Consider the following 12477-nt stretch of genomic DNA (forward strand, 5'->3'; position numbering starts at 1 on the left):
AGCCGGATTCGGCCCACACGGGCCGGATGTGCGGCTGTCATGGCCGAAACTACCGAGAGGATCACGTGGAAAGCACCGCCCATCAGGACGAACAACCCGAAAGCCTGGACACCACCGGCTTTGTCATCGCGCCGATGGCAGCAGCGGCCGCGCTCGACTCGGCCGCCTTCGCCAAGGTGAACGCCGCCGAAGCGATTCCGGCCACCTGGGAAGAACGCGCCCGTAAGGCCTGGGAATACTACGTCGAGGAGCCGCTGGTGAAGAACTGCGTCAACTCCTGGCGCACCTTCGCCGTGGGCGACGAGATCAAAATCACCAGCGATGACGAGACCCTCAAGGAGCAGGCCCTGGAGGCCGCCTGGCGGCTGAACGTCTCGCAGTTCATCAAAGACATGGTTCTTCAGCTCCTGGTGAAAGGCGACGCCATCGGCTTCAAACGCTTCACCAAGTCCGGCCAGGACATCGAGGAGCTGGTCTGCGTCAACCCGGTTTCGGTCAAGGTCAAATACGCCCAGGGCGAGCTGATCGAGGCCCGGCAATTTCCCGAGGACACACCCGGCGGCGGCGAATCCATTCCGCTGCCCGTCGAGCAGGTGGTCCACCTCAAATGGGACGCACCGGCCTTCTCGCCCCGAGGCAACTCCCTCGTGCTTCCCGCCTTTCAAGCCATCGAACTGCTGCGCGACTACCGCCGGGCCGAACAGGCCATCGCCAAGCGCTGGGCCACGCCGTTCCGCCTGCTCAAGGTGGGTGGCGCGTTCGGCCAGAAGATGGTGATGCCGGACCAGCGGATGCTCGAACAGGTCCGCGACATGGTCAACAAGATGGACATGAAAAGCGGCCTGGTGGTCCCGTTCTACGTCAACGTCGAAACCCACGGCACCGACGGCCAGGTCCTCAACGTCGAGGACAAGGTCAAGGAGGTGAAGGAAGACATCGTGGTGGCCTTGGGGCTGTCACGCTCGCTGGTGACCGGCGACGGTCCGAACTTCGCCACCGCCTCGGTGAGCATGCAGAAGATGATGGTCATGATCCGCGAGATCAAACAGGCCGCTCGAAAGCTCCTCGACTGGGTGTTCGACGACTGGATGGAACTGAACGGCCACGGCGACAAGAGCATCCAGTTTATCTTCAACGACCTCGACCCCAGCGACGCGGTCGATTTCAAGAAGCTCCTCATCGAACTCTACGACCGCAAACTCATCAGCCGCTCCAGCCTCCAGCTCAAGATGGACCTGGACCCGGACATCGAGGCCGCCAACCGCGAGACCGAACGCAAACAGATCGACCTGATGGACGAGAAACAGGTGAAGCCGGTGGTGGATATGGTCGTCTCCGGCATTCTCAGCGTGCCTCGCGCCCGGAAGATGCTCGGGATTCCGGCCGAGGATAATGAACCCACGGCGGAGGCGGCATTGGTCTGGTCGGGCGACCTGGAGTCCACCGGCATTGCTGCCGTATGCGACGAGTGCAGCCACTTCATTGCTGACACCAACCACTGCCGGGTCCACAACAGCGAGCGCACCTTCGACGCCCCGGCCTGTCGTTTCATCGACCGCCGGGAGCCCCGCTGATGCCGTCGGACCTCAAGCAACGCATCCAGGCGGCCACACTGAAGAGTCTGACGGCCCGCAACCGCTACAACGACCAGGTCACGGCCCAGCTCACCCAGGCGCTGAAACAGGCCGAAGACGAGGTCGCCCGCGCCATCCTCCAGTACCGCTCTCTCGGCTCCCTGCCGGACAACAAGCTCGCCGCTCTCAAGGGGCTGGAAAAGCTCCAGCTCGAACTCGACGACACCATGAAGCGGCTCAAACGGGAGCAGACCCTGGTCTTTCGCAAGACGACCAAGGACTCCTTCAAACTCGGCATCCAACAGGGAATTGGAGAGCTCGCCGACGCGGCGCTGCCGTTCTACGCTGACCTGAAGCCCGAGGGCATCGACAAGTTGGCCACCAAGGTGTTCACCATCGTCGACACCAACGCCCTCGACTTCATGGCGCAGTACAACCTCACACTCGCCGGTGACGTCCACCGCGAACTCGCAGACGGCATCAAGCGCACCATCCTGAACGGCGTCGCCACGGGCAAGGGAGCCGACGACATCGTCCGGGACATGGGCAAGGTGATCATCGACAAGGACTCCTTTCGCCAGGCCGGAAGCCGGGTGTTCAGCAAGGCGCAGTACCGCATGGAGATGATCGCCCGCACTGAGGTCCTCCGCGCCCACAACATGGGCAGGCTCAAGTTCCACGAGCGTGTCGGCATCCAGAAACTGGAATGGCTGGCCATGGAGGACGAGCGCATGTGCCCGGTCTGCGGCGGCCTGGACGGCAAGACCTTTCCCATCGACAAGTTCCCCCAGCAACCCGCGCATCCGCACTGCCGCTGCACCAATATCGTGGCGTGGCCGATGACCGTCTGCGGCAGCGAGATGGTCGCCAAGGCCGCAGCCCAGGCATCGCAGGGGGACGCCTGCATTCTCCCGCCCCATGTGCTGGAAGGCATGGCCGACGCCCAGGCCAAGGAGAACGCCAAGCTCAAGAGCGCCTTTGAAAACGGCGACATCGCCGACCTCGGCTCGCTGACGGTTAAACAGCTCCAGACCCTGGCGAAGCAGAACGGCGTGGCCATTGCCCGGACCAAGGCCGATTTCATCAAGCTGCTCGACCTGGCCGAACCCGGGATCGATCACGGTGACCTGGCCGGAGCGGCGCTCAGCGCCAAGCTCAAGGAACACAAGATCGGCCTGCTGCGGACCAAGGAAGAACTGGTCGAGCTGCTCGGACTGAAACAGGCGGAACTCAAACAGGCCAAGCTGCTCGCCGCCCAGATGGCGAAGATCCCTCCCGCCGAGGGGCTGGAGGGCATGACCGCCCAGCAGCTCAAGGAGATGGCGAAGGAGAACGGCATCTCCCTCAACATGACCAAACAGGAGACCATTGAGCTGTTGGACAAGCTGGAACCCGGCGTGGACCACAGCGGCCTGATGGGCAAGGAACTCGCGGCGGCCAAACAGAAGCACGGCATTGGCATCCTCAAGAACAAGCAGCAGCTCGTCGAGGCGCTGCAGAAGAAGGCCGGTGCCGACATGGCCGAGTCGGTCAAGAAAAAGGCGGTCGACGAGGCCAAGCTGAAGCTGATTCTGAAACAGAAAACGGCCCTCGAAGACGCCGCCAAGGCCGTCGTCGTTCCCGACACGCCGAGCAGCTACAAGGATTTCCTCGACGCGATTGCCAAGGCGGAACAGGCGGTTTCCGGCGGCACAGATCTGCCCCAGGAGCTGCTCGCGGCCCACAGCAAGGAAATCGCCCTCAAAAAACAGCTCTTCCAGGATCAGGTCGGCAAACTGAAATCGGCGGAGCTCAAGACGCTCGCCAAGGAGACCAAGGTCCAGTATTGGCAGTGGGCCAACAAAGACGAGCTGACCACGCTCTTCACCGAGACCGATCCCGCGAAAATCAAAGCGGTTCAGGCCAGCATCGACACCAAGCACGCAGCCTGGGCCGAAAAGCATGGCGGCAAAAAGAAAACCGCTCCGGCCAAGCCCGCCACGCCGAAGAAAGAGCCACCGAAACCGGCTCCGCAGCCGATCCCGGTCAAGCCGCCCGAGCCCAAGATCGGCAAGAAAGGCGCGGAGTTCGCCACCGTCGATACCGCGTGGCAGCAGAAGGGTCTGTCTTCGAAATTCAAGAAATCCGGCAAGGCCGCTGTCGGCGGCGCACACGAAAAGGAATTCTGGACCGATGAGAACGGCGACAAATGGCTGTTCAAGCCCATTGGCCGCAAGGACGATGAGTTCATCGCCTTCGGAGAGGAAGCCGCCTACAAGATCGGCCGCCTGATCGACCCCCATTCCATCGAGGTGCACACCATCCAATTGAATGGCCGCACCGGCTCCATCCAGAAATGGCGCACCGATCTGCGGGAAGACTTCGATTTTCGCAACATCCTGCCCCAGGATCTGACCACCATCGAACTGGAGCAGATCCAGCGCGAGCATGTGGTCGACTGGCTGATCGCCAATCACGACGGACATTCCAAGCAGTTCATCCGTGCCCGGGACGGTCGCGTCTACGGAATCGACAAAGGCCAGGCCTTCAAGTTTCTGGGCCAGGACAAGCTCTCGCTCGACTATCACCCCAACGGCGTCTGCGGCGAGGAAGAGCCGTTTTACAACAAGGTCTTCCGGGCGGCCAAGGAAGGGAAGGTACGGGTCGATCCGAACGCGACCCTTCGCTACATCCAGGAAGTCGAAAAGATCGCCGACGAGGATTACCTCGATCTGTTGCGGCCCTACGCCGAGGGACGGTTCGCCAAGGACCCGGCCGGGCTGCGGCATTTCTACGACCTGGCCCTGGAGCGAAAACACAATCTCCGGCGGGACTTCGAGGGCTATTACGCCGATGTGCTGGGGGATCGGGGTTTCCGCTTCGACAAGCTGAGTACCGCCACCGGCAAGAAAAAGCTGCTCTCCGCCGCCGAAGAGACCCTGGTCGAGGAGGCCCGCAAACTCGGCTGGCAGGGCAAGACGCTGCCCTTCGACAGCGGCGACGTGGAGGACCAAAACGCGCTGATCTTCACCGAGAGCTTCAAGGGGAAGAAGCGTACCGTGGTCAAGATGAAGATCCGGCCGGACACCGACCGCCGCATCGACGAGGTGCTGCGCAGGTATGTGCAGACGGCGGCCGGGGAAAAGGGACAACCGCTGGTCGAAGACAGCTTCTATCCGACGATTCTGGACGCCGTCAAAAACGTCAACTTCCACGTGGGCGACGGCAAGTACAACCGGACCAAGATCGACAAGGCCCTGCGCCTGCGCAAGAAACTGGAGACTCTGCAGAAGAGCGCCGACCCCAAGGTCAAGGAGATGGCGGACCACTATCTGAAATGGGTGAAGGAGATTGAGGAGTCCGTCGATTGGGACCGGGCCACCAATGGCGTTTTCGAACAGTATCTGCCCAAGCTCGACGCGCAGAAACCCAAGGAGAAACCGCCGTTCAAGGTGGAGCGCGGCAAGGTGACCCACACCAAGCGCAGGATCGGTTCCGGCACCATCACTGTAGAGGCCGACGACATCGACAATCGGGCGCTGTTCAATCACAACTCCCGCATGCAGGACGGACACCAGTACACCGTCACCTTCGAGGACGGCACCCGGGTCCGCTATCGCCCCTGGTCGGACACCAACCTCTATGCCCAGCGCGGCGAGCTGGAAATGATCCTGGAAGGCGACGCCACCCCCGGACGGGTCGAGGCGATGCTGGAAAAGCTCGAACAGCTCGGCATCGATACCCGGGTGGCCACGGCGGAAAACGCCGAGCAGATGTATCTCGAAAAGCTCGCCTACATCCGCAAGACCGACAAGAGCGCCGACTTCAAACGGCTGCAGAAATCCCTCGACGACCGCAACGCCACCACCACCGAGCGGGTTCAGGCTCTGCGCGGCTATTGGCAAAAGGAACTGGGTGTCCAGGACATCACCCAGCTTTCCGGGTACAACCCGCTGGGCGAATACCAGGCGGGCTTTCTGGACCGCGACGCCAAGGGCGGATACCGGCACCAGTTCCGGTTCGACATCACCGAGGAGGACCTGGAAAAACAGATGAAGGGCTACTCGCTGGTCCACGATCTGACCAACGGCGAGAGCATGTCCGGCTTTATCGACTCGATCATGGAAAACAACGGAGCCATGGTCAGCACGGTCGAGAAGATGCGCATGGGCGTGGCTCCGGGCGGAATGTCCCCGGTGGCCGACATGCAGACCGGTGGTGCGAGCTATTTCTTCACCCGAATCAAGAAGCAACCGGCCAGCGACGCCTCACCGGCCCTCTACTTCAAGAAACAGATGCTGCGGCGCATGGACGCCATCAGCTATGACCATGACGCCTACGGCAAGGTGATCGACGACTACGTGCAGCGCAACCGGGGAGCCAGCATCGATGATTGGAAGCGGTTCTCGCAACGCCATGGCAACGAAACCATCTTCAAATACTCGGTGACGCTGCTGGACAACATCGAGTTCATCGTGGCCAGAAGCGACAACGAACGCCGGGAGATCATCCAGAGTTTCACCCGGCGTGGCATCAAGAAACTGCCCGACGGGCGCAAGGTGGAGGACATCGTCCATACCTCGCAAAGCTGGAGCAAACGCAAACAATGACCATGAAGGACTTTATCGAACAGGAGAAACGGCGGCTGCAGGAATCGCTGCACTGGTTCAACAGTCGGGGCAGCCGCATGACGGTCAGAGAATCCGGGGATCTCTTTCTGGATACCCTGGTGGACAGCTTCACCGTCACCCGGATCGCACCCCATTTCGACGCTGCTGGCAACCATCTGCGCACCGATTTCTGGCTGTTGTGGAAGGCGCTCGGTTACGACGAGGGCTTCCAGCACGCCCACACCATCAAGGTGGTGGATGTCCGGGTCGAAGATACCCTGACGGACGAACATGACGACACGGAGGTCGAAGGCTGGCTGATTGTCGATATGACCGACGACCTGGGCCGCATTCACCATGTCGAAATGATCGAGCCGGTCTCGGAGCCCGAACTCGCGGCGGACTGGCAATGCTGGATCGCCTACCGCCAGAAAAACGCCGAAAGATTCCACCGGCTCGACGCCCAGCTTCTGACCGAGCATCTCCGGATCGCGGAGGACTGGTCATGAAACTGCGCTATATGATCGACTCAATAATGGCCGACCGGCAAGCCACCGTGCCGGAATACGTGCCCGTGGGCGTCTGGGTTCAGGGACCGGGTCCCGGTCTGGATGTGGAGATGTACTACCTCGACCGGGGACCGAACGGGCTTGCCGACCGCAAGGATGAGGCTGCCTGGGTGGTCAACCGTCTGGTCGAGGTCGGGGCCACCTCGCTTCCGGCGGATTTTCTCGAATACCACCGGCTGTCCCGCTCTCCCTACGACGGGGTCTTTTCCGAGATCACCGAGACCGACGAATACCCCTCCATCGACGCCTGCGGCAAGGCCGTTCTGGCCCGGCTGAACCCCGCCCGCTGAAATTCGCCGTCACCCTCCGACACATCGCCGACGCTTCCGGTAAGTAACCGCTGAACGCTCCCCGCAGGTCGCGGAGAGCACAGCAAACTGACCGGAGACGTTGATGGAACTGTTCGCCACAGACCTGGAAAGGCTGGCGTTTCTACTGGAGGCCGATGCGGCGCTGACTCTCGATCCCGATGCGCTCGGGTCTGAGGCCGCCGAACAGTCCGCTCCTGAAGAGCTCCCTCCCGAGAAACGCCCCAAGTACATCACCAACTACATCGGCAGTAAGCAGAAGCTCGTCGACTGGATCTGGAAGCATACCCCGGAAGGCGTTGGCACCGTGCTCGACGCCTTTTCGGGGTCTGCGGTCGTGGCCTACATGTACAAGACCAAGGGCCTCCAGGTCATCGCCAACGACCGGCTCCGCTACTGCCACCATGCCGCCAAGGCGATCATCGAGAACAACTCGGTTCGCCTGAGCGAGGACGAGATCGAGGCACTCCTGGCCGACAACGCCAAGGCGGGCAGCTTCGTTCAGGACAACTTCAAGGGCATCTTCTTCGCCAAGGGTGTCCATGCGCTGATCGACACTATCCGCGCCAACTGCGACAAGCTCTCCGGCTTCAAGAAAGACATCGCTCTGTTCGGCCTCGGCAAGACCTGCATGAGCGGCAAGGGCGGTTTCGGACACTTCTCGTCCTCCACCGACTATGGCCGCCGCCAGGACACCCCAGACGAATTCAAGGATCGTCTGCGCAAGAACCTGCAGCGCATCAACGCCCTGGTCTTCGACAACGACAAGGAGAACAAGGCCCACCGGCAGGACATCAACGACCTGCTGCCGAAAGCCAAGGCGGATCTGGCCTACTTCGATCCGCCCTACGCCACCGAGTTTTCGACTACCAACTACGAGCGGGCCTACCACTTCGTGGAAGGGCTCATGACCTATTGGGAAGGGCTCGAAATCAAGGCCGACACCAAGGTCAAGTATTACGAGACCGACCACAAGACCGTCACCAAGGCCAACGCCAGCGAGTTCTTCCAGACCTTTCTCGGCAACGCCAAGCACATCCCGCACTGGCTGATCTCCTACCGCGATCACGCCTATCCCAACGAGCAGCAGATGAAGCGGATCATCGGCTCCTTCGGCAAGCAGAGCCGGATGAAATCCAAGGATCATCACTACGCCATAACCTCCAAGCACGGCGAGGCTTCCAACGCCAAGGAGCGTCTGTTCGTCTGCGCTCCCGGAGCCAAGGCCAGCGCCGAGCGGGAGGAGAAACCCGTTCCGATGGCCGCCGCAGCGAACTTCCACACCAGCATCCCCGTGGACATCCGGCTGGGCGAAGGCGAACGTCTCGCGACCGAGGCCATGGATGTCGGCTCGGCGGGCGACCCCCAGTTCAGCTTCGTGCTCTGCCGCACCGGGACCAACAAGAACGGCGACCACTTCACCGCCGAGGAGTTGTCCGGTCGGCACATGACGGCCGTAAACAAGAAGGTCGATCTGCAGCATTCGCAGGAGTTCAACGACATCGTCGGTGGCATCGTCGCCGCCGACTACCTGGAGGACGACAACGGCGGCCGCGTGGAATGCGTCGGCGAGCTGTACGTCCACGACACCCCGGCCGCCCGGCTGGCCTACAAGCTGATGAAGCGCGGGATCATCTCCCAGGTCTCCATGGAGTGCGATTACCAGGAGGGCGAATGCTCGGTTTGCCACAAGCGCTTCCAGAACAAGGCCGACTACTGCACCCACCTGCGTAAATTCAAGGGCCGTGATGTGGGCGGCCAACCCGTTTTCGAGATTCTGCACGGCGTCACTTTCACCGGACTGGGACTGCTCGACCGCAAAGGCGCGGACGAGAACGCCAGGATTCTGCAGGTGGCGTCCCTTCAGAGCCAGCCCGACCAATCCCAACCCGAAGGAGATTCCACGATGGAAGACAAAACCAAACCTACCGATGAACCGGCCGTCGAAGCGGCCAAGAAGAAACCGGCCCAGCAGGAAGGCGATCCCGCTCGCGTTACCGACCTGGAAAAGGAAAACCGGCAGCTCAAGGCCCAGGTCGCCGAGCTGCAGAAACGCGTCCAGGAACTGGAAGCCGAACAAAAGGCGGCCGCCTGCCGCTCCCGGGCCAAGAAGCTGCTCACCCGGCTGGAGAAGCAAGGGCTCTCCTTCGCTTCCGATGAGAACCGGGAAGCCGAGCTGAAACGCCTGGCCGAACTGTCCGACGAAGCCTTCGCCGCCACCGAGGCCGCTTACGAGCGCCTGCCCAAGTCGGCCAAAGCGGACAAGGAAGAGAAACCCGCCGACAGCGACCAGGGCGGCAAGCCCGCCGCCAAGGCATCGACGGAAACCCCGCTACGCAGCGACGCCGGTGTCCGGCCCCACGATGTGGACGACCGCAAGGTGTCGCTCGAAGACCGTCTGCGCGACGGGTTCATGGCCGCTTACCGCAACCGTGTCGGCGAGGACTCTCCCGAACACTCGCAAATCAACGCATAAGGAGGAAACACCATGTCATTCATCAATCCGTGTCACCGCAGTCTCGCCTATGGCGACGGCCACATCCAGGGCGACGGCCAGCTCGGCCAGGTGGTCCGCGTGGTCGGCGACGACCTGTTCGCCGTTAACACCGATCCCACGAAGCGCTCCTTCGGCATCCTGATCAAGGACTACGCCGGTGGCGAAATGCCCGGCATCTACTGTGACGGCGGCGTCTACGAGACCGACGCCTTCGAAGGAACCGTCGTCGCCGGAGACGACCTGAAAGTTTCAGCAGGCGGTCGCCTGACCAACGGCGTCGCGGCCGGAGAGCACGTCGTCGCCCACGCCATTTCCGTACAGAGCGGCGTCCTCAAATTCCGCCTGCTCGTCTAACCCAAGGAGCCAACGCACATGAAAACCAATCAGTTGAAGATCCATTCCCAGGAGTACATGGAAACCATGGCGCGGCTCATGAGCGAGGCTCTCGAGTCGCCCGAAGGCATGCGGGCACTTGCCGCCGCCATCGCCGCGCCCATCGAACAGGAGATCAAGCGTAAGGAGATCTCCTCGCTCCTGCTCACCAAGCACACGCTGCCCAAGGGCGAACGTCCGGTCTATCAGAAGAAACCGACCGTCAAGGCCCACTGGATCAGCAAGGACGGCGACGCCCAGGAGCAGGAGGTGGGCAAGGACGAGGTCGAGTTCCCCACCAACCGCATCCACTCCAACCCGATGGTGGACGTTTCCGTCCTCAAGAACGGCAACATCGGCACGCTGATGGACATCCAGACCAGCGCCGCCGACGCCATCCGCAAGGAGATGGACCGCCGCACCATCTCGGTGCTCTCCTCGGCCATCCCGGCGACCAACACCATCGAGGTTACCGGCGACCTGCTCACCGAGGATGCGCTGAACGAGGCCATCTCGATCATCGAGGATCTGGAGCTGTCGGTGAAGTACATCGTCATGCGCGGCCGCCGATTCAACGACATGCGCGGCTGGAACCTCGATCCCCAGACCAAGCTCGAGCTGCGCCAGAAGGGTGTCATCAAGAACTACGGCACCGGCGGCATCCTGTTGACCGCCTCCATGCCGCTGGACGAGATCATCATCGTCCCGGATGAAGAGGTCGGAAAGATGCCGGTGCGCGAAAACCTGAAGACGGAGTCCATCGATCAGAAGACCCGCTTCAAGACCGGCTGGCTGGTGTGGTCCGAAATCGGCCAGGGCATTACCCGCCCTGACATCATGGCCAAGGTCAAACTGGTTCCGTAATCCGGGAGGTGACGTGAGATGAATCGAATCAAGAACATCCGTCCCGGCGTTCTGGTGATCCCCGACGCCGGGCTGAAACTCAAGCCCGGCCAGGTGGTCGAGGTGGAACGCCTCACCAAGCAGATCCAGGCGGCGCTCAAGAACGGCCGCCTGGCCATGGCCGACAAACCGAAGCAGGAACCGCTCGCCCCTCCAGAGCCAGACCAGGACGCGGAACCGGTGGACCTGAGCAAGCTCTCCGCCACCGACGCGATTTCCAAGGTCAACGAGGAGGCCAATCCGGAGACCCTCAAGGGCTACATGGAAACCGAAAAACGCCGCACGGTGATCGACGCGCTCAAGAGCCGTTTGGAGGGTCTGCAAGGTGTTGCTGAGTGACCTGATCGCCGACCTGCGGCTCGACTTGTCCGATCCGGGCGCATCTCTCTTCGAAGACCAGACTCTGGAGAGATGCGTCCGGAAGGCCGTTTTTCGGGTCGGCCGTGACCTCGACCAATCGCTGACGATCACGGCCGGAGAGATCACCCCCGATCCCACCGGCGAGGTCCGCGAGCTCCTGGTGATCATGGCGCAGATCCACGCCTGCCAGGTCATGCGTTCGGCCACCGCCAACGCCTTCTCCTTTTCCAGCGGCGACAAGCGGGTGGATAAAACCGGCCAGCCCGGCCACTGGGCCAAGCTCGAGGCCGATCTGCTCGCCGACTACCGACAACGTCTCACCGAGCTACGTCCGGCCACCCAGCTCGATCAGGAAGCCTACATCCTGACTCCGAGCGGCCTTACGCCGGTCATCTACGAACAAGGGATAGACCTCGATGTTGTTGAATGACCGGGAACGCGCCGAAGCCGTGGCCGACGTCGCCCGGCTGATCCTCTCCTCGGGCCAGACTGCACGCGTCCTGCGCGTGGTTCCCGGCGAACGGCTCTACGGCACCGACGATGCCGAATACACGGAAATCTCCGTCATCCCCCTCGAACTGAACGAAACCCCGCCGGAGGAGCTGAGCGGCAAGATCGACGCGCTCGCCTGTGTCCTTCCGGATGCCGATGTCCGGGGTGAAGACCGCCTGGCTTCAGACAGGGAAACCTATCGCATACAGAGTGTGGAAGAAGAACACTTCTTCGGCACCGTCACTCACAAGAACCTGCAACTGGTGAAGCTCAATGGGCGTTAGGCGGACCGGTGACTGGGACAAGGCACGCGCCAAGCTGACCACCGGCATGGGGCCACGCCTGGCCACGGCCCTGCGTCAGGCCACGATCCGCAACGCCCTTTTTCTGGTGCGCGAGATCCAGCGGGGGATTCGCTCCCAGGCCCCGGGCGGACAGGCCTTCGTGAAACTCGCCGAGAGCACCACCCTGCGCAAAGGCTCCAGCAAGGCGCTCATCGACACCGGCTTTCTCGTCAACGCCATCACCCAGAAGATCATGACCGACAAGGCGTTCGTCGGCCTGCTGCGCGGCACCGTCAACAAGGACGGGGAAGACATGGTGAACATCGGTGCCGTCATGGAGTACGGGGCCACCATCAAACATCCGAACGGCGCGACCATCATCATCCCCGCCAGACCCTTTCTGCATCCGGTGATGGATAAGTACCGCGAGCAGATCCTCCAGAACTATCGCGAGGCGATCCGCTCCGCGCTTTGAGCCTCCGACACATCGCCAGCGCTTCCGGTAAGTAACCAGGCAGAAAACGGAGGC

The 12477-nt window shown here is 61.9% G+C and carries 11 protein-coding genes; all 11 read left to right on the forward strand.

Translation table 11 applies throughout. The features are described from left to right. The first annotated feature begins 65 nt into the window (after positions 1-65). The 11 genes from G452_RS0107830 (at position 66) to G452_RS0107880 (ending at position 12423) form a co-directional block, all read left to right on the forward strand. Positions 66-1574 carry a phage portal protein family protein gene (locus tag G452_RS0107830; protein WP_027189108.1) on the forward strand — a complete coding sequence of 503 codons (1509 nt, stop codon included), beginning with the start codon at positions 66-68 and terminating at the stop codon, positions 1572-1574. Next, positions 1574-6163: a minor capsid protein gene (locus G452_RS0107835; protein WP_022661702.1), complete on the forward strand. Its 4590-nt coding sequence runs from the start codon at positions 1574-1576 to the stop codon at positions 6161-6163. The genes G452_RS0107830 and G452_RS0107835 overlap by 1 nt, the downstream gene beginning before the upstream one ends. After that, entirely contained in the window at positions 6160-6672 is a 513-nt protein-coding gene (locus tag G452_RS0107840; protein ID WP_022661703.1) for a hypothetical protein, read from the forward strand. Before G452_RS0107835 ends, G452_RS0107840 begins: the two co-directional genes overlap by 4 nt. Then, positions 6669-7022 (forward strand): hypothetical protein, encoded by a 354-nt coding sequence (locus tag G452_RS0107845; protein ID WP_022661704.1) that lies wholly within the window; start codon positions 6669-6671, stop codon positions 7020-7022. Before G452_RS0107840 ends, G452_RS0107845 begins: the two co-directional genes overlap by 4 nt. 103 nt (positions 7023-7125) lie before the next feature. Then, complete coding sequence (locus G452_RS0107850; RefSeq protein ID WP_022661705.1) at positions 7126-9516, forward strand: DNA adenine methylase; 2391 nt, start codon at positions 7126-7128, stop codon at positions 9514-9516. A 12-nt stretch (positions 9517-9528) separates the two neighbouring features. Next, positions 9529-9891, forward strand: coding sequence for a hypothetical protein (locus G452_RS0107855; protein ID WP_013219066.1), 363 nt, complete (start codon positions 9529-9531; stop codon positions 9889-9891). Between the two features lie 18 nt (positions 9892-9909). Continuing rightward, complete coding sequence (locus tag G452_RS0107860; RefSeq protein WP_011700596.1) at positions 9910-10773, forward strand: HK97-fold major capsid protein; 864 nt, start codon at positions 9910-9912, stop codon at positions 10771-10773. Between the two features lie 18 nt (positions 10774-10791). Beyond that, the gene (locus tag G452_RS0107865; RefSeq protein ID WP_022661706.1) at positions 10792-11151 is read left to right on the forward strand and encodes a hypothetical protein; all 360 of its coding nucleotides are present in this window, start codon (positions 10792-10794) and stop codon (positions 11149-11151) included. Continuing rightward, on the forward strand, positions 11138-11602 hold the full coding sequence (locus G452_RS0107870) for a hypothetical protein (RefSeq protein WP_015721246.1): 465 nt from the start codon (positions 11138-11140) through the stop codon (positions 11600-11602). The genes G452_RS0107865 and G452_RS0107870 overlap by 14 nt, the downstream gene beginning before the upstream one ends. Further along, entirely contained in the window at positions 11589-11948 is a 360-nt protein-coding gene (locus G452_RS0107875; protein ID WP_011366972.1) for a hypothetical protein, read from the forward strand. Before G452_RS0107870 ends, G452_RS0107875 begins: the two co-directional genes overlap by 14 nt. Continuing rightward, a complete protein-coding gene (locus G452_RS0107880; protein ID WP_022661707.1) occupies positions 11938-12423 on the forward strand; it encodes a phage virion morphogenesis protein in 486 nt (161 codons plus the stop codon). The genes G452_RS0107875 and G452_RS0107880 overlap by 11 nt, the downstream gene beginning before the upstream one ends. Positions 12424-12477: the final 54 nt, after the last annotated feature.

This window comes from Paucidesulfovibrio longus DSM 6739 (genome assembly GCF_000420485.1).
Lineage (GTDB): Bacteria > Desulfobacterota > Desulfovibrionia > Desulfovibrionales > Desulfovibrionaceae > Paucidesulfovibrio > Paucidesulfovibrio longus.